This window comes from Rhodopseudomonas faecalis (genome assembly GCF_003217325.1).
In the GTDB taxonomy this organism is placed as follows: Bacteria; Pseudomonadota; Alphaproteobacteria; order Rhizobiales; family Xanthobacteraceae; genus Rhodopseudomonas; species Rhodopseudomonas faecalis.
Map to the genome: position 1 here is coordinate 23,099 of NZ_QJTI01000008.1, position 21,189 is coordinate 44,287.

Here is a 21,189-nt window from a genome sequence, read left to right on the forward strand (position 1 = left end):
TCACCGCCGGTCTCTTGGCGCTACAAGGCCGCGATGACCCTTGCCACGCCCCACCTTGACGATTCCGCTTTGTGCCAAAGCTGCGGCGCCTGCTGCAGCTATTCCAGCAATTGGCCGCGCTTCAGCACCGAGGATGACGAGGCGCTCGAGGCGATCCCGGCGCGTTATGTCAACGAGCGGCAATCAGGGATGCACTGCGACGGCGAACGCTGTTCGGCGTTGACCGGCACTGTCGGCCAGCTTACGGCCTGCGCAATCTATCAGCTACGGCCGGACGTGTGCCGCAGCTGCCTGCCGGGCGATCCCGAATGCGCGATGGCGCGGCGCCGCTTCAAGCTGCCGGCGCTGCCTGACTAACCACCACGCTGGCGCACACCGGGGGCTCGTCCTCAAGGTCAAGATCGAGATCGAGCGGCGGCAGCACGCTGAGCGGCTTGGTCGACAGCGTGATCGGTTTGCGGTGATTGGCATAGACCGGCACGCCGCGCGGCGAAGCGCTGTTGCGGGCCAGCGCGTACAGCGTGCTACCGGCACGGCCGCCGAGCTGGATCAGATCGCGCTCGTTGCAGCTGGCGGCGATCGCCAGTGCCAGTGAATGCAGGTGGCTTCGTCGGTAACAGAACAGCGCCAACATCGCCCGCACGTCGGACGAGACGCTTTCGACGAGTTGCGGCAGTCCGCTCTCGCTTGCGCGGTAGAGTTCACCGAGCAGTTCTTCGCGGACCGGGCAGAAATCGTTCTCGAACGCTTCGCGGCTGGACCACATGGCTCTCTCCCTGATCGATAGGATGCCGAACAATTCGTTAACGAGACCTTAACCACGCCCTGCCCGCCCCTTGCCGCGCTGCGCAGCGTGGCAATGATGCCGCACAGGTGCGGCTGGGGTGAGCAGACGGGGTTTCGATCGCCTCGTCATGCGACAGCGAATCGTTAGCAGGACAAAGCTGCCCGAGACGTTAATTTTGGGGCTAGTAGTAGCACCCAAAGTTCGCTCAGCGAACCGTCGCTTATGCTCAAGGCAATTGATACCAACCACTCCGCACGTCTTGGCCGGGCTCGTCCCGGCCATCCACGTCTCTGAACTTGCTCTGCTTTTAAGACGTGGATACCCGCGACAAGCGCGGGTATGACGGTCTTTGATACGACCCGATGCTATTACCACCAACTATCATCGCCAATGGCCCGCTTCGCGCCAAACCACCGCGCTCGTGATGGCAAGCGTCGGCCTGAGCTGAATCACCTGCTCACGGCTGCGGTTTTTGGAGCGCATTGCATTCGGCCGGCGCCAGAAAACGCCGCAGACCATCAGGAGAGTGCTTGCAGCCCGCGCTAATACAGCAGCTTGAACTGGGCGATATACACCGCTGCGCCGGCGCCGTAGCCGACCAGCGCCAACAGGCTGATGCGGCGCACGTACCAGAAGAAATCGATGCGCTCGATGCCCATCGCGGCCACGCCGGCGGCCGAGCCGATGATTAGAATCGAGCCGCCGGTGCCGGCACAATACGCGATGAAGTGCCACAAAAAACTATCGGGCGGATAGAGCGCGAGGCTGTACATGCCCATCGACGCCGCCACCAGCGGCACGTTGTCGACCACCGCGCTAAGCAGGCCGAGCAGCAGCACGATGATGTCCTGGCGGCCGACCACCTGATCGAGCCACTTGGCGAGCGCCGCCAGCAGCCCGGCATGCTCCAGCGTGGCGACCGCGAGCAGAATGCCGAGGAAGAACATCACCGCGCTGAGATCGATCCGGGTCAGCGCATTGACCAGCGTCAGCCGCTGTTTGGCGTCCTGGTCCTTGTGGCGGTGCACGATCTCGCTGGTCACCCACAACAGACCGAGCCCGAACAGAATGCCCATGAACGGCGGCAGGCCGGTGACGGCCTTGAACGCCGGCACCAGCGTGAGAATGCCGATGCCGAGCGAGAACACCAGCTTGCGCTCGAACGCGGCCGCCGGCGACGAGGTCACCGGCTCGGCATCGACGCTGACCCGGAAGGTCTGGCCGCGCAACTGCCGGGTCATCAGCGCGAGTGGCACCAGCAGATTAACGAAGGACGCCAGAAACAGCCCCTGCAGAATCGCCAGCGAGGTGATCTGACCGCCGATCCACAGCATGGTGGTGGTGACGTCGCCGATCGGCGACCAGGCGCCGCCGGCATTGGCCGCGATCACGATGTTGGCGGCGAATATCAGCCGATCCTTGCGTTCACTGAGCAGCTTGCGCACCAGCGACAGCATCACGATGGTGGTGGTGAGATTGTCGAGCACCGCGCTCAGAAAGAACGTCACCAGCCCGACCTGCCATAACAGCACGGTCAACCTGTTGGTGCGGATCTGCGAGGTGATGATCTCAAAACCGTCATGCGCGTCGATCACCTCGACGATGATCATCGCGCCCATCAGAAAAAAGATGATCTGCGCCGCAGCCGCGACCGACTGGTCGAGCTCGTGGATCACCGCACTGTGGTCGTGGCCGGACAGCGCGTACACAGTCCACAGCAGCCCCGCCCCAAATAATGCGCTCGCACTCTTGTTGATGCCCAACGGATGCTCGAGCGCAATCGCGAGGTAGGCAGCAACAAAAATAGCGATGGTCGCAATCTGCATGAGGAGGCCCCGATCAGCTCGTCACCCGCGTCGTGGCCGGGAACAAGGGAACACGTCAACCACTTATCACGTGATTTGGTGGACGAACCATCCTCTTTGCTTCAAATTGCAAGGGTGAGCCCTTCATGACCATGACGCCCTCAAGCCAATGCTGAGACAAACGCTGATCCGGCGCCGGATTTACGCGATGCGTGACTTCCTGCGCAGCGAAACCTCGAGCGGGTTCATCCTGCTGCTGTCGGGGGCATTGGCGCTGGCTGTCGCCAATTCCCCGTGGGCGCCGGCCTATCGGGGAACGTTGGAAACTACAATCTTTGGTCTCAGTGTGCTGCACTGGATCAACGATGGGTTGATGGCGCTGTTCTTCGTGATGGTCGGCCTCGAGATCAAGCGCGAGCTGCTGGTCGGGCATCTGCAGTCCAAGTCGGCCCGTATTCTGCCCAGCGTCGCCGCGCTCGGCGGCATGGCGGTGCCGGCGCTGGTCTATGTGGCGCTGAACTGGCACGAGCCGGTCGGCCTGCATGGCTGGGCGATCCCAGCCGCGACCGACATCGCGTTTTCGCTCGGTGTCTTGTCGCTGTTCGGCTCGCGGGTGCCGGTGTCGCTCAAAGTGTTTTTGACTGCGCTGGCGATCATCGACGATCTTGGCGCGATCATCATCATCGCGCTGTTCTACACCTCAAAACTATCGCTGCTGATGCTCGGGCTCGCCGCCGTGGTGCTGGCGCTGCTCGCCGCGCTCAACCTCGCCGGTGTGCGCCGGCTGTGGCCCTATCTGCTGCTCGGCGTCGCGCTGTGGTTCTTCACGTTGAAATCTGGCGTGCATGCCACGATTGCGGGCGTTCTGCTGGCGCTGATGATCCCGCTGCAGGGCAAGGACGGCGACAGCGACGAAGCGTCGTCGCCGCTGCACCGGCTGGAGCACAATCTGCACCCCTGGTCGGCCTATCTGGTGCTGCCGGTGTTCGGCTTCGCCAATTCCGGCATCTCGCTGACCGGCGTGTCGTGGCAGAGCTTCTTTGCGCCGGTGCCGCTCGGCATTGCTGCTGGTTTGTTTCTCGGCAAGCAGGCCGGCGTGTTCGGCGGCGCCTGGCTGGCGATCAAGCTCGGCCTGGCGCGACGGCCGGCGCGCACCAGCTGGCTGCAGCTCTATGGCGTGGCGCTGGTGTGCGGGATCGGCTTCACCATGAGCCTGTTCATCGGGCTGTTGGCATTCAAGGGCCGGCCGGACCTTGAAGACGCCATGAAGCTCGGCGTGCTCGCCGGATCGATGCTGTCGATCATGGCCGGCGCGGCGGTGTTTGCATTGAGCGGTCGGCCGCCGTCAGGCGTACGCAGCGAGGTAGATCGCCAGCGCGAAGCCGGTCAGGTGGTGCAACCCCTGGTCGGTGCCGATCAGCCACCAGAACGCGGCGTTCTCGTAGCGCACGTCGAAGGTGGCGACGCAAAATCCCTTGGCGCGGTCGATCAACCAATGGATCGCGAAATCGATCAAGCCCAGGAACCAGAACCGCGGCGCGGTCGCCAGCATTAGCCCGGTGGTCAGCACCAGATGAACCGAGGTGTGGGCGAGCAGCGGCAACGCCCAGCCGGTCTTGCGGTCCTTGCCGAGTGCCATCCAGGAATTTTGCAGCAGGAAGTCGGCGGCGACATGCTTGATGGTCAGCAGCACCATCCACCAAACCAACGCGCCGACGGCGACCGACGACGACATGGCTGGAAACGACAACGGCTCTGGAAACGACAACGGCAGCCCCTGTGATGCCGCGACAAGGCTCGTCATCCCGGCAGCGCCGCAATGATGAGCGCCGCACGCAGCGCTTGGCCGGCGCGCTCCGGCGCCGGCGCCGCCGGCTGCCAGAATCGACCGGAACATCGAAACCGAGCAAGATTATCACAGCCGCGCCGCAGGACGCAGGCAAACGCAGGTTGCAGTAATCCAGACGTAAAGGGCGATTATCCGGCCGCCGGCGCGGCCTGCTCGCGGATTTGCGCAATCACGCGGCGCAGCGCCGGCTGCTGCGGGTCGTCACTGACCGTGCCGCGCGCGGTCTCGATCGCCCCGGCGAGATCGGGCAGCATCAGCGCGCCGTCAAACACCGGCTTGGCGAGGCCATCGATGATCAGGTGCCAGGCGGCCAGGCGCGCCCGATAGGCCGCGCCGCAGCCTTGCAGCAGCTGCGCGCTGGCGACCACCGCGCCTGCCGCCTGTGGCTGTTTGCTGAGGCAGCGGTCGATCATATGCAGCCAGCGCTCGGTCAAAGCGCGCTCGCGGGCATAGCGCGGCGACAACAGCCGCCAGCGCCGCAGCGCCGCCTGCGCGCGCAGCCGCTGCCGGCCGAACGGGCTCGTGGCGCGAAACCGCAACGTGACCGGCCGGTGCTGCCAGCCGACCCAGTGCAGCGCCTCCAGCACCTGCTCGGAGATCATCGCCGGGCATGCCGCCAGCAGCTCATCGAGATCGAGGCAGTGGCGCTCGTCAGCGCGCGCGCCGTCGCCATGAGCCGCGAGCGCCGCCTGCGACAACGCGATCGGGTCGAGGTAGCTCATGCGCTGCGCCAGCAGCCGCGCGATCTCGGCAAACAGCGGCTCGCTGACCGTCTTGCGGCCGGCAAAGCGCCGCAGCCGGTCGAGATAAAGCTGCGCATAGTCCGGGCCCTGATAGCTGATCAGCTGGTGCACACCGGCGCTGACCACCGGCAGCACCGATGGCGGCAGCGTGCTGGGCAAAGCCGGTGGCGTGCGGCGCTGATCGCCGCTGAGCTCGGTCAAAGTGGCACGCATCGCCTCGATGAAGCCGGCCACGGCGCCCTCCTTCAGGACGCAGCGCGCGCCGGCGGCGGCGGGCTGGCGCCCTGCTCGGCCAGCCGCTGCTCCAGCCGCTCGATGTTCTGGAACAGCCGGGCGCTGGCGAGCCGCAGGAAGTAGAAGCCGAATTCCGGATTCTGCACATACAGCTCCTCGACCTTGCGGTAGCTGCAACTCAGCACCATGCCGGCCTCGATACATTCCAGGGTCTGGGTACGCTCATTGGCTGGCGACAGCATGCCAAGCTCGCCGACCAATATGCCGGTCGGAATTTCGATGCCGGACTCGACCAGCCGATAGCGGCCGCTGACGATGTAGTACAGATGCTCGGCCTTCTCGTTCTTGTAGAACAGCACTTCGCCACTCTCGCATTGTCGCTCGGTCATGAACGGCTTCAGCCAGTCCATCGACAGGTCGCCATTCACCGACTTTTTCACCTCGCGCACCAATTGCAGCATCTGATGAAGCCGATAGGCATTGAGCGGCAGCAGGATCGCGTGCAGCACCAGCGTCGGATAGGTGTGGCTGATCACCGACGTGACGATCAGAATGATGTTGGTGATGATCCCGAACACCCGCAGCGGAATCATGGTCCGCATGGTGGTGGTGGCGATCACGAAGATCGAAGCAAACAGGCTACCGGCTTGGTGAAACTGGGCGACATCCATGGGGCAACCATCGATCGAGTGAACCGGCCGGCCGCGGCGCTGCGGCCGGCTCGCCGCACTATAGCCAATCTCTGCCCGACTTGCCCGCGACGACGCAGAGCTGCGCACGCTGCATAGCGCACCGCGTTGACGCCACGGGCCAACGGAGGCATGTGCTTGGCAAACGATCCGGAGGAATGACGTTTTGACGACAGCGGACAGCGACAGCGCCCCCATTCTCAGCCAACAGGGCGCCTGCGCCATTTTGCGCCTGAACCGGCCGCGCCATCTCAACCGGCTGCTGCCGGCCGACCTCGACACCCTGCAGCGCCAGTTCGACCAGATCGAGAGCGATCCCTCGATCCGAGTGCTGGTACTGACCGGCACCGGCCGGGCGTTCTCGGCGGGCTTCGACATCGGCGAAGTCGCCGAACGAGCCGCGGACCCCGATCAGCAGGACGCCGGCTCGGCGTTCGAGCGGGTCGCCAACCGGCTGGAGGAACTGTCCAAGCCGACCATCTGCCGGCTCAATGGCGGGGTCTATGGCGGCTCGACCGACTTGGCGCTGGCCTGCGATTTCCGGATCGGCGCATCCGGCTGCGAGATGTTCATGCCGGCGGCGCGGCTCGGGCTGCATTATTACAAGAGCGGCATCCGCCGCTATGTGTCGCGGCTCGGCGTCGATAACGCCAAGCGCCTGTTCCTGACCGCGCAAAAGATCGACGCCAACGAGATGCTGCGCATCGGCTATCTGACCGCGCTGGTGCCGCTCGACCGGCTCGACGCCGAGGTCGAGGCGCTGGCCGCGATCCTGGCCGGCAACGCCCCGCAGGCGATGGCCGGCATGAAGCGCGCCATCAACGAGTTCGCCCATGGCCAGCTCGACGAAGCCGCCACCGATCAGCGCGCCCGCGACAGCATGACCGGGCCGGAAATCCGGGAAGGCATCGCCGCCTTTGCCGCCAAGCGCGCGCCGCGGTTTTAGAGCTTTTCGGTTCTGATGGCATCAGAACCGAAGCTTTCATACCAACGGCGATTGATAAACACCTTTCCGCACGTCATGGCCGGACTGAACACTGGTCCCGGCCATCCGCGTCGCCCGATCATAGTTAGTCGCCGACAAAGGTCGCGACCTCGTCGATCGCGGCGCGGCTGGTGCGGTAGCTGTTGATCTTGTGATCATGGTCGGCATAGCCGAACGAAATGCCGCATACCACGCGGCGGTGTTCGCCGAGGCTAAAATGCTCACGGATCACCGCCGAGTGAAACGCCAGCGCCGCCTGCGGCACGGTGGCGATGCCGAGCGCCTGCGCCGCCAGCAGGAAGTTGTTGACATAGCCGCCGCAGTCGACCGCGCCATAGACGCCAAGCGCTTCATCGGTGGTGATGATCGCGACATGCGGCGCGCCGAAGAATTTGAAATTCTCCAGCGCCTGCTGCGCATAGGCGATCTTGTCACCGCGCGCGATGCCGAGCGTGTTGTAAAGTTGAAAGCCGCTTTCGCGGCGCCGCTCCAGATAGACGCCGCGATATTCGCGCGGGAATGCGAAGTCACCGCTCGCGGGCGCGCCGGAAGCCGCGACCGGATAGAGCGCATCGCGCAGCCGCTGCGTCGCTTCGCCGGAGGTGATCACCACCTGCCAGGGCTGGCTGTTGCACCAGGACGGCGTGCGCTGCGCCGCGCGCAAGATGCGCTCGATGATGGCACGCGGCACCGGCTCCGGCTTGTAGGCGCGGCAGGAAAAGCGCTGCGCCAGCAGCTCCTCAAGCACCTCGATAGAGAATGGGGCGGCGGCGCTGGCGGCGGATGCGTCGGTGGTCATCAAAGCCTCGATTCAACTGCGGGCACGCCGACCTGTCCGTCACAAGAGCAAGCGCATGTTCGATACGGCCCAAGACATCCCACCTTGTCCGACAACGACTGTGTCAGCAAGCGCGACGCGCGTTCGTCAGCGTCCTCGAGTCGGGATCTGATTGAACGGTACGTCCTTGTCGACGCGAATGTCGCCGGGCAGACCGAGCACCCGTTCGGCGATGATGTTGCGCAAAATTTCATCAGTGCCGCCGGCAATGCGCATCGCGGGCGACGACAGCAGCATCGCCTGAAAGCGGCCGCCGGCGCCAGCCTCAGCGGGATCGCTGAGCACGCCGGCCGCGCCATCCAGCTCCATCGCGAACGCGGCGATCTCTTGCAGCATGCTGCCAGCGACCAGCTTGCCGATCGAATTCTCCGGACCCGGCCGCTGCCCTTTCGACAGCGCCGACACCGCGCGATACGACGTGTATTTCAGGCCGCTGTCTTTCACCGCCCAATGCGCCAGCTTGGAGCGGACCGCCCGATCATCGAGCGCCGGGCCATCGGCAGTGATCAGCTCGCTGCAATAGTCGAACAGTTCTGGGAAGCCGGTGGCGAGCCGCGCGCCGATCGACAGCCGCTCATTCATCAGCGTGGTCAGCGACACATTCCAGCCATCGCCGACCGCGCCTAACCGCTGGCTATCCGGAACCCGGACATTAGTGAAAAACACCTCGTGGCCATAGGCCTTTGTCTAGGTCAGGCAGGCCCAGCCGCCCTCGGCCTTGGTCTTGTTGAACCCGGAATGACAGAGGTCGGCAAAGCGTGGCAGCGCCAACAGGCGCGCCCCGGAATGACGTTGTGTGTGGCGAGCACGGCGATAGCGCCAATTGCGGCAGGCTCCCTCGCCCCGCTCGCGAACGCGCAGCGGGGAGAGGTTGCGCACGTTGACGTGCGCCGTCACTGCAGCACCATCACATCGTTATCGGGATGATCGGCATAAAGCCGCTCGACCAGAGCGGCGCGGCGTTCCAGCCCGGCGCGCTGATTGATGTAGCCCTTGTCAGTCAGCTCATTGCCGTCGATCGACGGCGGCTCGACCATCAGCATCACGCGCGCAATGCGCATCGAGCTCGCGCCCTCCACCTCGGCATTGTGAGCCTGCAGCCCCTGACGCAGCTTTTCGAGCACCGCCGGATGTTTGACGACATCCTCAAAACTGGCATTAGGGTTGCCGACGATCTGCCGGCAGGCTTGCAGATTGGGCCAGGCCAGCAGCGCCACATAAGGCCGGTCCTGACCGGCGACCAGCGCATCCTGAATCACCGGCGAGGCCGCGGCGATCACATCGGTGCGCAGCGAGCCGACATGGACGAAAGTGCCGGTCATCAGCTTGAAATCCTCGGCAACCCGGCCGGCGAACACGATGCCCTGCTGCGGGTCCTGCGGATCGAGTAGCACGCCGGCATCGCCGATCTTATAAAACCCCTCCTCGTCAAACGCCGCCGCGGTGAGATCGGGGCGCTGATAGTAACCGGGCATGACGTGAATGCCGCGCAGCCGCAATTCGTATTTGTCGCCGATCGGCACCATCTTCAATTCGACGCCGGGGAATGGCAGCCCGATCAGGCCGACGCGCTCCGTGTCCCAATAGGTGCCGGTCGAGGTCGGCGCGGTCTCGGTCGAGCCCCAGCCAGTGTAGAACACGATGCGCTCGCCGGTGGCGCGCACCGCCAGCGCCTGCATGCGCTCATAGAGGTCGTCCGGCAGCCGCGCGCCGCCATAGGCCATCATGCCAAGATCCTTGAAGAAGGTGCGGCACAGCGCGTCGTCCTTCTCCATCGCCGCGGCGAGCGCCGCATAGCCGGCCGGCACATTGGCGTAATAGGTCGGCGAGATTTCCCGCAAGTTACGCAAGGTCTCGTCGAACATGCCCGGCAGCGGCCGGCCATCGTCGATATAGAGCGTGCCGCCCTCGGCAAGCGCGGGGTTGAACAGCGCGTTGCCACCCATGGTGTGATTCCACGGCATCCAATCGAGCAGCACCGGCGGCGGCTCGGAAGGATCGCGCGGCCGCACCTGGGTCATCATGGTGACGTTGGCGCACATCATGCGCTGGGTGTTGATCACCGCTTTTGGCATGCCGGTCGAGCCGGAGGTGAACAGCAATTTGCCAACCGTGTCCGGCGTGATCGCGGCGATCGACTGCGCAACCTCGTCGGTGACCGGCGTTGCTGCCAGCTCGGCAAACGACACGCTGTCGATGCCCTGCGGCGGGCTCGCGACATGCACCACCTTGACGCCGGTGAGATCGAGCGCCTGCAAGGCGCGGCCGAACAGAGCGCCGTCCTGCACCAGCACCAGAGCCGGCTTCACCAGCTCGAACAGATATTTCAGCTTCTGATGATCATGGCTCATCAGCGAATAGGCCGGCGACATCGGCGCCGCCGGAATCCGGGCCTGCATCGCCGCCATGGTCATCAGCGCGTGTTCGATCGAATTGCCGGACAGGATCGCGATCGGACGGTCCGCTTCCAGTTTCAGATTGAGCAGCGCCTGGGTGAGCGCATCGACGGTGTGCTTGGCTTCAGCGTAGGACACTTTGCGCCATTGCCGCTCCGGGCCGCTGCGCTGCGCCAGCCAAATCCGCTGCGGCGCCTGCTCCGCCCAGCGCGCCAGCAGCGCCGGAATGTGCCGCTCATAGGGCTCGAGCGGCTGGTTCGATTTCAGCACCAGGCTGCCATCGGCGCGGCGATCAACCGCGATGTCGCGCGGCAGCCAGTTGATTTTGCGGAATGGCGGTTGGTCGAGGACTCGGGCCGCGCTCGATGTCATGGTCGTCTCCCTCTAAAATGATGGTCTCTTGCTGGACCGTGTTGTTCAGTGCCGAGTGTCGCCTCGCCGGCTGGCTTGGCAACCGCGCTGTCATTCAAATTCCCGCCACCACCGCCTTGGTTCCTGAACGCAGCAACGCGCCGCCGCAGGCGTCGCGGCGCCCGCTGGTCGGCGGTTCAATGATGGCGGATGGTGGCATCAAAAGTGCCCGGCGATGGGCGCGAGGCAGCGGGGCAAAGCGTCGGCAATGCGCTCGGCCGGGGCGACATGGCTGCCCCCGGGACACGCGCTCATGGTGTTGGTTCGGCCGAAACGCCGCCACGCCTTTTCTCCCGTGTCGTTTCCTTTGGCAGCGCCGCCTTGTGGCGGTCTTGCTTGCCCCTCACGCCGATGGCGTCAGGTCGAAATCGGGTGCGGCCGGTGCGCCGAGCGGCAGGCTGACGCCGCCCGGCGCTGGCCGGTCGCCGCTCTCCGCAAAGAGAGCGGCAGGCTCGGCCGGTTATTAGCGCGGCGCCATCCGGATCGCGCCGTCGAGACGAATGGTCTCGCCGTTCAGCATCGGATTTTCCACGATCTGCACCGCGAGCGCGGCGTATTCCGACGGATCGCCGAGCCGCGCCGGATGCGGCACCTGCGCGCCGAGGCTCTTGCGCGCCTCTTCCGGCAGGCCCATCAGCAGCGGCGTCAGGAACAGGCCGGGGGCGATGGTCATGACGCGGATGTTCATCGAGGCGAGATCGCGCGCCACCGGCAGCGTCATGCCGACAATGCCACCCTTGGACGCCGAATAGGCCGCCTGCCCGATCTGGCCGTCATAGGCCGCAACGCTGGCGGTGTTGATGAACACGCCGCGCTCCTCGCCAATGGTCGGCGCGCTCTGCATGCGCTCGGCAACCAGACGGATGCAGTTGAAGGTGCCGATCAGATTGACCTTGACGACATGGGCGAACAGATCGAGCGAATGCGCGCCGTTCTTGCTGACCGTCTTCACCGCGCTGCCGATGCCGGCGCAGTTGACCAGCACCCGCACCACGCCATGCGCGGCCTCGGCCTTGTCGATCGCTTCCTTGACCGAGGCTTCATTGGAGACGTCGCCGACGCAGGCCACGCCGCCGATCTCGGCCGCGACCTTCTCGGCATTGTCCTTGTTCATGTCGAACACCGCGACCTTGGCGCCCTTGGCGGCCATCGCCCGCGCCGTGGCGGCACCCAGGCCCGAACCTCCGCCGGTGATGAGCACGGAGACGTCTTGCAACTGCATCGTGAACTACCTTTCTTGAGCATGCCGGAGCTCAGAGGCCCCGTGTTGACGGCCTTCGAGGCTGGACGTCAGGTGTCCCCCCGTTGATCTCGCCTCGAAACCTTGATGGTGTTTGTGGCTTGCAGCCAGCGACCTGTGGCCTGGTCCTTGGGCGTTTCCCGAGTCTTGTTGATTCTTGTGTTCTCGAAGGTCTTGGAGTCGTGGGCCGCAGTCCCGGTCCAGGCGGGCCTGCTGCAAAAACGGTGCGTCGTATTCGCTGCTGCGCTCGACAAACTCCTTGGGCGTTTCCGTTAGCTCGTCTTGGTTGTCGTTATTATCGTTAGCCGAACTTGCAGAACTGGCACGGCCGCTTGCGCGGCCGTGCCCTTGGGCGTTTCCTGATTCCTCACCCACTCTGACGGCGGGCTATGTGAGGACCTTTCGTTGCGGTTCGTCTTGGCAGACGATACCGGGCGTCGATGACATCGACTGTTTTGGACCTTGGGTGTTTCCCCGTTTTTTCTTGCGCCGGCGAGTTGATCGCCTTGTTCGTTGGTGTCGTCTTGGGTGGCGGCCTTGTTGTTGTCGTTGGCTTACCGGTCCAATCCGAAAATTCGTTTCCTTGGGCGTTTCCGTAACTGATCTTTCGACTGTTGCAGTCCGTTTCCTTGGGCGTTTCCTGCGTCTTGTTTCTCGAAGTCTGCGCTTCTTGAAATGAGTTCCTTGGGCGTTTCCGTATCTTTGCTGACGGCTTCTTATCTGAAGCCTTTCAAACTGGTCCTTGGGCGTTTCCTGTTATCGTTCGCGGTCTTTAGGCCGGCGCTGTCGAAGGTGCTGACGACGTCAATATGCCGTGGAGAATGAGGTTCTCCATGTGCTGAATGTAGTCGCGACAGACCTGATCGGTGACCGGGCCGATGCCGATGGCACGCGCCATGGTGTGGCGACCGAAAAACAGATGATCACAAGCGCCGATCAGGCTGGTGTAGAACAGCACCGGGTCGATCGGGCGGAATTCGCCGGTGGCCACGCCTTCCGCCAGCAGACGGCGGTGGAAATCGAGCAGCGGGCCGACAAAGAACTTCGACACTTCGTTGGCTGCCTCATTGCCGTTTTCATGCAGCAAATAGTGGATCAGCCGGTTCATGTAGGGGAACTGGTAATAGGTCCGGATGATGCCGGCGATGTGCAGCCGCATCTTCTGCGTGGCGGACATCGGCTGCGCCATCAGGATTTCGAGATTGACCATCTCGGCGGCGGCGTCGCGCTCCAGCAGCGCCAGCAGCAGGCCATCCTTGTTGCCGAAGTGATACTTCACCAGGGCGGCGTTGACGCCAGCCTTATGCGCGATGTCGCTCAGCGAGACATCGATCGAATTGCGCTCAATCATCAGCTCCCCGGCCGCGACCAACAACTTGTCGGCGGTCGAGTTCTTGCCAGCGGCGTGCCGATGAGGGGCGATGGTATTCAGGTGCAGCATCCCGATTCCAGGCAGTTTCAGCCTGACTTGCAGATACTACGAGGTTGACGGCGATTTCAAGAGTTAATTGACCGATTGACTAAACTGTCAACCGACCGTTTAATCCGGCCGCTTTTCAGCCCAAACAACAACAAGGGAGATACCCCCATGGCCGAGGCCTATATCGTCGCCGCTGCCCGCACCGCCGGCGGCCGCAAAGGAGGCCGCCTCGCCGGATGGCACCCGGCGGACCTTGCCGCCACCGTGCTGAACGCGCTGGTGGACCGCTCCGGCGCCGCGCCCGATCAGATCGAAGACGTGATCATGGGCTGCGTGATGCAGATCGGCGAACAGTCCAACAACATCGCGCGCAATGCGGTGCTGGCCTCGAAACTGCCGGAAAGCGTGCCGGCCACCTCTATCGACCGGCAGTGCGGCTCCTCGCAGCAGGCGCTGCATTTCGCGGCCCAGGCGGTGATGTCGGGAACGATGGATATCGTGATCGCGGCCGGCGTCGAATCGATGACCCGGGTGCCGATGGGGCTGAGCTCGGTGCTGCCGGAGAAGAACGGCTTTGGCACCTCCAAGAGCCCGGGCATGGAGCAGCGCTATCCCAACATCATCTTCAGCCAGTTCATCGGCGCCGAGATGATGGCCGAGAAGTATGGGCTGTCGAAGGAGGAGCTCGACCAATACGCCTATCAGAGCCATCTGCGCGCGATTGCGGCCACCGAAGCCGGCCGCTTCAAGGATGAGATCGTGCCGGTGCAGATCACCCGCGCCGATGGCACCACCGACATTCACCAGATCGACGAAGGCATCCGCTTCGACGTCAGCCTCGACGGCATTCGCAACGTCAAGCTGATCGCCGAAAACGGCAAGCTGACCGCGGCCTCCGCCAGCCAGATCTGCGACGGCGCTTCGGGCGTGATGGTGGTCAATGAAAGAGGGCTGAAGCAGCTCGGCATCGCGCCGCTGGCGCGCATTCACCACCTCACCATGGTCGGCGGCGACCCGGTGATCATGCTGGAAGCGCCGCTGCCCGCCACCGCGCACGCGCTGAAAAAGGCCGGCATGAAGATCAACGACATCGACCTGTTCGAGGTCAATGAAGCGTTCGCCTCGGTGCCGGCCGCCTGGCTGAAAACCACCGGCGCCGATCCGGCGCGGCTCAACGTCAATGGCGGCGCGATCGCGCTCGGCCATCCGCTCGGCGGCTCCGGCACCAAGCTGATGACCACGCTGGTGCACGCGCTCAAGCAGCAGAACAAGCGCTACGGCCTGCAGACCATGTGCGAAGGCGGCGGCATGGCCAACGTCACCATCATCGAGCGGCTGTAAGCACTCCAGCGATGCGCCGCCCCGCGCGGCGCCTCGCCGTCACCGCAAGCCCAATAAAAGAGAGGGCGGCAGTTACCCTGCCGCCCTCTCTGCGTTCTGTTGGCGCGTTCTGAGAGAGCCGATCAGGCCTTCTCGAACAGCTGGTCGACGTAGTCCCAGTTCACCAGATTCTCGACGAAGGCCTTCAGATAGTCCGGCCGACGGTTGCGATAATCGATGTAGTAGGAATGCTCCCAGACGTCGACGCCGAGGATCGGCGTGGCGCCGTGCACCAGCGGGTTCTCGCCATTGCCGGTCTTGGAGATTTCCAGCTTGCCGTTCTTGACCGACAGCCAGGCCCAGCCCGAACCGAACTGGCCGACGCCAGCGGCAATGAAATCAGCCTTGAATTTCTCGAAGCCGCCGAGGTCCTCGTCGATCTTCTTGGCCAGACGGCCCGGCAGCTTGTCGCCGCCACCATTGGGCTTCATCCAGTTCCAGAAGTGCATGTGGTTGTAGTGCTGGCCGGCGTTGTTGAACAACGGCACGTTCTTGCCAAACGAGTTCTTGACGATCTCTTCGAGCGACTGGCCTTCGAATTCAGTGCCCTTCAGCAGGTTGTTGCCATTGGTGACATAGGCCTGGTGATGCTTGTCATGATGATACTCCAGTGTCTCCCGGGACATGTAGGGAGCCAGGGCGTCGTAGTCGTAGGGCAGTTCTGAAAGCGTGAAGCTCATAATTCCAGTCCGTCGTTGGGGATGACGTGTTCAACGGATTTAGAATAACAATAGCTCCATTGCAACTAAAGATCGCTTGCAACACCGCACGTGGCGAACGGCACGGTTCTCCCATACCGACCAGACGTTGCAGCGGGTCATGACGGCCTGATCATACCTCCCACCTGCGACGAATCTGCCGCGCCGATCGCGTTGCGCGAATCGATCAGTTTGCTATCCAGGCGCCTCAACTCGAACAGGTTGCGGCGCTGGGGGCGCTCATCAATGGCGGTGCGGCCCGGCTGCAGCGCGCTGGAGGGTATGATGGTTCGCTTTGGTTTGGCCGCGGCATTGCTGGTGTCGCTCGCTGGCAGCTCGGCGATGGCGCAAACGGCCGGCACGCCGATCGGCACCTGGCTGACCCAGGCCGGCGACGCCAAGATCAAGATCTCAAAATGTGGCGCCGCGCTGTGCGGCAAGATCGTCTGGCTGCGCAACGAGATCGATCCGCAGACCGGACGGCCGGCGATCGACGACAAGAACCCGATCCCGGCGCTGGTCGGGCGGCCGGTGAAGGGCATCACCATTTTCAACGACATGCGGCCGAGCGCGCCCGGCAAATGGTCGGGGCAGATCTACAACGCCGACGACGGCAAGACCTATATCAGCAGCCTGCTGATGGCCGGCCCCGGCGTGCTGCGGGTCGAAGGCTGCGTCGGCGCGATCTGCGGCGGAGAAACCTGGAGCTTTGCCGGCAAGTGATCGGCTGAATTTTGGAGCGTTGCGGTTCTGATCCGAACCGCACCTTCGATTGCAGACCCCCGCTTCTCGATGCGCCCGCTGGACGAGCAACGCCTCTTGTACCATCGGGGCGTATCAATGATCGTCATGCCAGCGCTTGTTGCTTGTATCCACGTCTCAAAATCGGCTCAAGATCAAAGACGTAGATGGCCGGGGCGCGCCCTGCCATGACCTGCGAAGTGATTGGTATCAATCGCCCTTGTTATCACCGGCGTATCGCCGCGCCCCGCGCTTGGCGATCGACACCAAGCGATCGAGATTTGGCGTTCGACCCTTCAATAAACGACGCGGCCGCGCCCCAAAATGGCAGCGCGGCCTGCAATCAAGATCGTCATTTTTTAAAACAGAGCGGCAGCCATGCGCCGCGGATCGACGCTGGGTGCCCGACCGGAGCACACTTGCGCCGCAAATGCGGGCCATCGGTCCGGCTTGATCAGAGCCGCATCAAGCTCAGTCGCCGTTGCTGCACAAACCGAGCATGGCGGTGACGGTGCCGCGGACGCAGCGCGTCATGGTGATGTCGGCGTACAGCCCATAGGCAAAAACTGCGAGCGCCAACAATATGATCGCGCCGAGTGACTTCATCCGCGCGTTCCCTTACAGCATTGCAGCGAAGCGGCGGCCGGGTTGCGTCCAGCGACACGTCGGCCCGCGCCATTGGAGCTTCGGTTCTGATGTGATCAGAACCGAACAACTCAGGCCGCCTGCTCACTGCGTCAATCTGTAGAGCAGCCATGCTGCTCTTCAAGCCGATCGGCGACCGGCTTGGTCACGAATCAGAGCGCGGCGGTAGACCAGACTCGCACGGCTTAAGCGTCACACTGCTCGGCTACGCCGCCGAGCGTGCCATTGCCGTTGCGATCGATGCGCCCGCGCGCCGCGTCAGCATAACCGCGCCAAACCCCGCGGCAACGGCCGCGAGGACGGCGCTGGCCAATAGATTACACCGCGTCCTTGGCAGCCTTGACCGGGCGGGCGCGAACGATCTTGCGCGCCGGCTTGGCCTTGAACACCATCGGCTCGCCGGTGAACGGGTTGGTGCCCTTGCGCGCCTTGGTGGCCGGCTTCTTGATGACGACGAATTTGGCGAAGCCCGGAACCAGGAACAGACCGTTCTTCTTCAGCTCCTTGTAGCCGATCTCGGCCATCGTCTCGAGCACGCCCTTGACGTCGCGCTTGGTCAGTTCGGTCTCGGTGGCGATCTTCTCGATGAGCTGCGATTTCGTCAGCTGCGTTGCCATTGTAGCTCCTTGAATTTTTGATTCGTGCCGCTGAACAATATTGGGAAAAATCGCAGGACGCGACGGAAACCAGTGTTTTCAAGCGATTCTTGGCGGCATCAGCGCGCGAATGCCTGATTCTATAGGGTTTGGCGACAGGCAAGCGCGCTGATCGCACGAAATTCCGCATTTTTCTGCGGTTAACGGCCCCCGCCCGGCGCGCGCCCCCTCGCAATTGTCCCAGATCAGAACGGCACGGATGTGCGGCCCCGCAACGTCCAGATCTGCACATTGCTGCCGATGCCGCCGAGCTCCGCGCCGAACGCCACCGCGGCGCCATTGCCGAATCTGGCAGCGAGGCCTGAGGTGAAGCGGGCCGACCAGCCCTCCAGCAGCGGCACCGACGCCAGCGTCGCGCCCGGCAACGCCACGGTCTCGGCGCTGTCGCCCGTGAAATAGTAATCGCCGAACGCGCCGACATAGGGCGCGAGCGTGATGCCGTCATCGAGCTGCCAGGGATAGGTCATGCGCAGCCCGCCCGACGCCCGGCCGTTGAAGAAGTCGCGCGCGGTCTGCGCGGTGCCGAGCGTGTCGATATAGGCGTTCTGGCGCTCCCATAGCGCGTACACCTTGGCCGACGGTTCGATCGCCACGCCATACAGCGTCGATGAGCCGATCAACCCGCCCGACAGCAGCCAGCGATGACCGTTGAACTGGCCGAGCGCGGCGCCCGACGAGCTGTCATAGCCGAGCCCGGTATAGGCCACCGCCGTATCGAGCCGCAGATTCTGGGCAAACCGCCAGCCGAGATAGGAGCCGATGGTCCAGCCATCGCCCTTCAGCCGGCTGCTGAGCGTGTCGGATTTGTAGTCGAAGGTTTCGTAGCCGCCGACCATGCCGACCAGGAAGGTCGGCGACAGCTTGCGCGTCACGCCCGCCATGAAGTTGAGCTGATGCCCATAGAGCGGCGCGGCGGTGTTGCTGCCGCTCCACTGGCCGATGCCGCTGCCCTTGATATCGGCCCAGGCCAGCCAGTCCTTCTGTTCGACCAGCCGCGCCGCCGGCGCCTTCTGCGCCTTGACGGTGTCAATGGCCGCAAAGGCATCGTTGATGCGCGACGACGCCCCGCCGCTGCGATCGGAGGGCCTTGAGCGCCCCACCCCAAGCGAGTGCCAGCGCTCATTGACCGGCGCTTCCGCGCTCGTGTCCGGCTGCTGCTCGAGATCGGCGGCGAAGTTGAAACGCAGCCCGCCGCTGCTCGGCATCAACAGCGTGCCGCGCTCGCTAAAGCCCTCGCTGATCGCCAAATCGATCGCATTGGTGATGGTGGCGCCGGACACCTGCGCCACCGCGCGGCTACCGACGATCTGCATGGCGCGCAGCCGAAGACTTTCGGTCGGAGTGTTGACCGCCTGCACCAGCACCGCCGAGGTGCTGCTCGAGAACGAGCCGCTGCCGCCATAGACCGCGGTGATGCTGTGGCTGCCTCGTTGCAGCGCCGCGGTGGTGAAGCTGGCGACGCCGCTCGCCAATGTCGCGCTGCCGAGCACCTGGCCGCCGTCGCTAAAAGTCACCGTGCCGGTCGGCGTCACGCCGCCGGAACTGACGGTGGCGGTGAACGTCACGGCCTGGCCGACCTCGCTCGGATTGAGCGACGAAGTCAGCGTGGTGGTGGTGCTGGTGATCACATAGGTGAACAGTCCGGCGCCGGTGGCAGAGCCGCCCGGCGTGGCGACCACCACGTCGACTGCACCCGCGGCATGGGCTGGCGTGGTCGCGGTGATGGTGCTGGCATTGATCACGCTGAAACTGGTGGCCGCGCTGCCACCGAAGGTGACGGCCGTTGCACCCGTCAAATTGCTGCCAGTGATGGTGACCGAGGTGCCGCCGCCGCCCGGCCCGGAATTCGGCGACACCGAACTGACCGATGGCCCGAGCACGTAGGTGTAGAGATTGCTGCCGGTACCGGTGCCGCCCGGCGTCGTCACGGCGATATCAACCGTGCCCGCCGCATGAGCCGGGGTGGTCGCGGTGATGGTGCTGGCGTTGACCACGGTGACGCCGGTCGCGGCGCTGCCGCCAAAGGCCACCGCGGTGGCGCCCGTAAAATTGCTGCCGGTGATGGTCACCGAACTGCCGCCCGCGGTCGAGCCCGAATTCGGCGACACCGACGACACCACCGGCCCCGCGGCATAGCGGAACACATTGCTGCCGGTGCCGGTGCCGCCCGGCGCGGTCACCACGACATCGACGAAGCCTGCGGCATGCGCGGGCGTGGTCGCGGTGATGGTGGTGGCGTTGACCACGGTGATGCCGGTGGCGGCGCTGCCGCCAAAGGTCACCGAGGATGCACCCGTGAAACCGCTGCCGGTGATGGTCACCGACGTGCCGCCCGCGAGCGGCCCGGCATCCGGCGACACGGCCGTCACCGTTGGCGCCGCCGAATAGGTGTAGAGGTTGCTGCCAGTGCCGGTGCCCGCGGCGGTGGTCACCGCCACGCTCACCGTGCCGGCGGCGTGGGCTGGCGTGGTCGCGGTGATCTGGGTCGCGGAATCGACCGTGTAGCTCGCCGCCGCGCTGCCGCCAAACGTCACCGCAGTGGCGCCCGTAAAATTGTTGCCGGCGATGGTCACCGAGGCGCCGCCGGCCAGCGGCCCGGCACTCGGCGACACCGAACTAACCACCGGCATTACCACATAGCTGTACAGATTGCTGCCGGTACCGGTGCCGCCGGCCGCGGTGACGACCACATCGACCGTGCCAGCAACGTGAGCCGCCGTGGTCGCGGTGATGGTGGTGGCGTTGACCACGCTGACGCCGGTCGCGGCGACGCCGCCGATGGTCACAGCCGACACCCCGATGAAATCGCTGCCGGTGATGGTCACCGAGGTGCCGCCCGCGGTGCTGCCGCTGCTGGGCGAGATCGCGCTGACCGCAGGCGCCGCCGCATAGGTGTAGAGGTTGACGCCGGTGCCGGTGCCGCCCGGCGCGGTCACCACCACATCGACCAGACCTGCAGCATGGGCCGGCGTGGTCGCGGTGATGGTGGTGGCATTGACCACGGTGATGCCGGTGGCGGCGCTGCCGCCAAAGGTCACGGCGCTCGCGCCGGTGAAATTAGTGCCGGTGATGGTCACCGAGCTGCCGCCCGCGGTCGGCCCGGCCGTCGGCGACACCGAACTGACGGTCGGCGTGGAAGCGTAGCTGTAGAGATTGCTGCCGGTGCCGGTGCCGCCCGCCGTGGTCACCACCACATTGACCAGCCCCGCCGCATGGGCCGGCGTGGTCGCGGTGATCTGGGTCGCGGAATCGACCGTGTAGCTCGCCGCCGCGCTGCCACCGAAGGTCACCGCGGTGGCGCCAGTGAAGTTGGTGCCGGTAATGGTCACCGAGGTGCCGCCCGCGGTCGGTCCGGCGCTGGGCGACACTGAACTCACAGTCGGCGCGGCCACGTATTCATAGATATTGCTGCCGGTGCCGGTGCCGCCCGCGGTGGTCACGACGACATTGACGGCGCCCGCCGCATGGGCTGGCGTGGTCGCGGTGATCTGGGTCGCGGAATCGACCGTGTAGCTCGCCGCCGCGCTGCCACCGAAGGTCACCGCCGTGGCACCAGTGAAATTGCTGCCGGTAATCGTCACCGAGGTGCCGCCCGCGGTCGAGCCTGCACTCGGCGACACGGAACTGACGGTCGGTGCAGCGGCATAGGTGTAGAGATTGCTGCCGGTGCCG

General features: G+C 64.6%; 19 protein-coding genes and 2 pseudogenes. 6 read left to right on the top strand and 15 right to left on the bottom strand.

Translation table 11 applies throughout. The annotated features are described in order from the left end of the window. Positions 1-33: 33 nt before the first annotated feature. Positions 34-357, top strand: a complete 324-nt coding sequence (locus BJ122_RS08260) for a YkgJ family cysteine cluster protein (protein WP_110780713.1) — start codon at positions 34-36, stop codon at positions 355-357. Here the strand turns inward: BJ122_RS08260 and BJ122_RS08265 are convergent. Together BJ122_RS08265 and nhaD are read right to left on the bottom strand one after the other, a co-directional pair. Continuing rightward, on the bottom strand, positions 332-766 hold the full coding sequence (locus BJ122_RS08265; protein WP_110780617.1) for a hypothetical protein: 435 nt from the start codon (positions 764-766) through the stop codon (positions 332-334). The genes BJ122_RS08260 and BJ122_RS08265 overlap by 26 nt on opposite strands. A 563-nt stretch (positions 767-1,329) precedes the next feature. After that, positions 1,330-2,613: a sodium:proton antiporter NhaD gene (gene nhaD, locus BJ122_RS08270; protein WP_110780618.1), complete on the bottom strand. Its 1,284-nt coding sequence runs from the start codon at positions 2,611-2,613 to the stop codon at positions 1,330-1,332. Between the two features lie 148 nt (positions 2,614-2,761). Here nhaD and nhaA point away from each other — a divergent pair. Then, positions 2,762-3,913: pseudogene (nhaA, locus tag BJ122_RS08275) on the top strand (Na+/H+ antiporter NhaA); the annotation flags it as partial. 24 nt (positions 3,914-3,937) lie between these two features. Here the strand turns inward: nhaA and BJ122_RS19565 are convergent. Next, positions 3,938-4,327, bottom strand: a complete 390-nt coding sequence (locus BJ122_RS19565; RefSeq protein ID WP_245407667.1) for a DUF3307 domain-containing protein — start codon at positions 4,325-4,327, stop codon at positions 3,938-3,940. On the opposite strand from BJ122_RS19565, the gene BJ122_RS19235 reads away from it, so the two are divergent. Further along, positions 4,272-4,415, top strand: a complete 144-nt coding sequence (locus BJ122_RS19235; RefSeq protein WP_181418903.1) for a hypothetical protein — start codon at positions 4,272-4,274, stop codon at positions 4,413-4,415. The two genes, BJ122_RS19565 and BJ122_RS19235, sit on opposite strands and share 56 nt — an antisense overlap. Positions 4,416-4,569: 154 nt before the next feature. On the opposite strand, the gene BJ122_RS08285 is transcribed toward BJ122_RS19235, so the two are convergent. Further along, complete coding sequence (locus BJ122_RS08285) at positions 4,570-5,418, bottom strand: DUF6537 domain-containing protein (RefSeq protein WP_181418904.1); 849 nt, start codon at positions 5,416-5,418, stop codon at positions 4,570-4,572. Between the two features lie 11 nt (positions 5,419-5,429). Beyond that, positions 5,430-6,089 (bottom strand): Crp/Fnr family transcriptional regulator, encoded by a 660-nt coding sequence (locus BJ122_RS08290; RefSeq protein WP_110780621.1) that lies wholly within the window; start codon positions 6,087-6,089, stop codon positions 5,430-5,432. A 184-nt stretch (positions 6,090-6,273) separates the two neighbouring features. On the opposite strand from BJ122_RS08290, the gene BJ122_RS08295 reads away from it, so the two are divergent. Next, the gene (locus BJ122_RS08295) at positions 6,274-7,053 is read left to right on the top strand and encodes an enoyl-CoA hydratase/isomerase family protein (RefSeq protein WP_110780622.1); all 780 of its coding nucleotides are present in this window, start codon (positions 6,274-6,276) and stop codon (positions 7,051-7,053) included. Positions 7,054-7,177: 124 nt separating this feature from the next. Here BJ122_RS08295 and BJ122_RS08300 read toward each other — a convergent pair whose 3' ends face one another. The 6 genes and pseudogenes from BJ122_RS08300 to BJ122_RS08325 form a co-directional block, all read right to left on the bottom strand. Beyond that, on the bottom strand, positions 7,178-7,891 hold the full coding sequence (locus tag BJ122_RS08300; protein WP_110780623.1) for a nitroreductase: 714 nt from the start codon (positions 7,889-7,891) through the stop codon (positions 7,178-7,180). Positions 7,892-8,017: 126 nt separating this feature from the next. Continuing rightward, a pseudogene (locus tag BJ122_RS08305) lies at positions 8,018-8,602 on the bottom strand (acyl-CoA dehydrogenase family protein); the annotation flags it as partial. Positions 8,603-8,617: 15 nt separating this feature from the next. Next, a complete protein-coding gene (locus BJ122_RS18985) occupies positions 8,618-8,827 on the bottom strand; it encodes a hypothetical protein (RefSeq protein WP_146227170.1) in 210 nt (69 codons plus the stop codon). Then, on the bottom strand, positions 8,824-10,698 hold the full coding sequence (locus BJ122_RS08310; RefSeq protein ID WP_110780624.1) for an AMP-binding protein: 1,875 nt from the start codon (positions 10,696-10,698) through the stop codon (positions 8,824-8,826). The genes BJ122_RS18985 and BJ122_RS08310 overlap by 4 nt, the downstream gene beginning before the upstream one ends. Before the next feature lie 502 nt (positions 10,699-11,200). After that, positions 11,201-11,959, bottom strand: coding sequence for an SDR family NAD(P)-dependent oxidoreductase (locus BJ122_RS08315; protein WP_110780625.1), 759 nt, complete (start codon positions 11,957-11,959; stop codon positions 11,201-11,203). A 790-nt stretch (positions 11,960-12,749) separates the two neighbouring features. After that, on the bottom strand, positions 12,750-13,418 hold the full coding sequence (locus tag BJ122_RS08325; RefSeq protein ID WP_110780627.1) for a TetR family transcriptional regulator: 669 nt from the start codon (positions 13,416-13,418) through the stop codon (positions 12,750-12,752). A 147-nt stretch (positions 13,419-13,565) separates the two neighbouring features. Here BJ122_RS08325 and BJ122_RS08330 point away from each other — a divergent pair, with 147 nt between their 5' ends. Then, positions 13,566-14,738, top strand: coding sequence for an acetyl-CoA C-acetyltransferase (locus BJ122_RS08330; protein ID WP_110780628.1), 1,173 nt, complete (start codon positions 13,566-13,568; stop codon positions 14,736-14,738). Between the two features lie 122 nt (positions 14,739-14,860). Here BJ122_RS08330 and BJ122_RS08335 read toward each other — a convergent pair whose 3' ends face one another. Further along, positions 14,861-15,457, bottom strand: a complete 597-nt coding sequence (locus BJ122_RS08335) for a superoxide dismutase (RefSeq protein WP_027276601.1) — start codon at positions 15,455-15,457, stop codon at positions 14,861-14,863. Between the two features lie 300 nt (positions 15,458-15,757). On the opposite strand from BJ122_RS08335, the gene BJ122_RS08340 reads away from it, so the two are divergent. Then, the gene (locus BJ122_RS08340; RefSeq protein WP_110780715.1) at positions 15,758-16,198 is read left to right on the top strand and encodes a DUF2147 domain-containing protein; all 441 of its coding nucleotides are present in this window, start codon (positions 15,758-15,760) and stop codon (positions 16,196-16,198) included. A 489-nt stretch (positions 16,199-16,687) separates the two neighbouring features. On the opposite strand, the gene BJ122_RS19770 is transcribed toward BJ122_RS08340, so the two are convergent. The 3 genes from BJ122_RS19770 to BJ122_RS19240 form a co-directional block, all read right to left on the bottom strand. After that, complete coding sequence (locus tag BJ122_RS19770) at positions 16,688-16,822, bottom strand: hypothetical protein (RefSeq protein ID WP_283808440.1); 135 nt, start codon at positions 16,820-16,822, stop codon at positions 16,688-16,690. Positions 16,823-17,178: 356 nt separating this feature from the next. Further along, positions 17,179-17,478 carry an HU family DNA-binding protein gene (locus BJ122_RS08345; RefSeq protein WP_027276599.1) on the bottom strand — a complete coding sequence of 100 codons (300 nt, stop codon included), beginning with the start codon at positions 17,476-17,478 and terminating at the stop codon, positions 17,179-17,181. A gap of 224 nt (positions 17,479-17,702) precedes the next feature. Further along, positions 17,703-21,189, bottom strand: a 3,487-nt coding sequence (locus tag BJ122_RS19240) for an IPT/TIG domain-containing protein (RefSeq protein ID WP_110780629.1), incomplete at its 5' end; no start/stop codon positions are given.

Bases quoted from the DNA above. Each gene is read 5' to 3' on its own strand.
- BJ122_RS08340 (WP_110780715.1), top strand. From the start codon at position 15,758: ATGATGGTTCGCTTTGGTTTGGCCGCGGCATTGCTGGTGTCGCTCGCT.
- BJ122_RS19235 (WP_181418903.1), top strand. From the start codon at position 4,272: ATGGTCAGCAGCACCATCCACCAAACCAACGCGCCGACGGCGACCGAC.
- BJ122_RS19565 (WP_245407667.1), bottom strand. From the start codon at position 4,327: ATGTCGTCGTCGGTCGCCGTCGGCGCGTTGGTTTGGTGGATGGTGCTG.
- BJ122_RS08300 (WP_110780623.1), bottom strand. From the start codon at position 7,891: ATGACCACCGACGCATCCGCCGCCAGCGCCGCCGCCCCATTCTCTATC.
- BJ122_RS08335 (WP_027276601.1), bottom strand. From the start codon at position 15,457: ATGAGCTTCACGCTTTCAGAACTGCCCTACGACTACGACGCCCTGGCT.
- BJ122_RS08345 (WP_027276599.1), bottom strand. From the start codon at position 17,478: ATGGCAACGCAGCTGACGAAATCGCAGCTCATCGAGAAGATCGCCACC.
- BJ122_RS08315 (WP_110780625.1), bottom strand. From the start codon at position 11,959: ATGCAGTTGCAAGACGTCTCCGTGCTCATCACCGGCGGAGGTTCGGGC.
- BJ122_RS08325 (WP_110780627.1), bottom strand. From the start codon at position 13,418: ATGCTGCACCTGAATACCATCGCCCCTCATCGGCACGCCGCTGGCAAG.
- BJ122_RS19770 (WP_283808440.1), bottom strand. From the start codon at position 16,822: ATGAAGTCACTCGGCGCGATCATATTGTTGGCGCTCGCAGTTTTTGCC.
- BJ122_RS08260 (WP_110780713.1), top strand. From the start codon at position 34: ATGACCCTTGCCACGCCCCACCTTGACGATTCCGCTTTGTGCCAAAGC.
- BJ122_RS08330 (WP_110780628.1), top strand. From the start codon at position 13,566: ATGGCCGAGGCCTATATCGTCGCCGCTGCCCGCACCGCCGGCGGCCGC.
- BJ122_RS08265 (WP_110780617.1), bottom strand. From the start codon at position 766: ATGTGGTCCAGCCGCGAAGCGTTCGAGAACGATTTCTGCCCGGTCCGC.
- nhaD (WP_110780618.1), bottom strand. From the start codon at position 2,613: ATGCAGATTGCGACCATCGCTATTTTTGTTGCTGCCTACCTCGCGATT.
- BJ122_RS08290 (WP_110780621.1), bottom strand. From the start codon at position 6,089: ATGGATGTCGCCCAGTTTCACCAAGCCGGTAGCCTGTTTGCTTCGATC.
- BJ122_RS08310 (WP_110780624.1), bottom strand. From the start codon at position 10,698: ATGACATCGAGCGCGGCCCGAGTCCTCGACCAACCGCCATTCCGCAAA.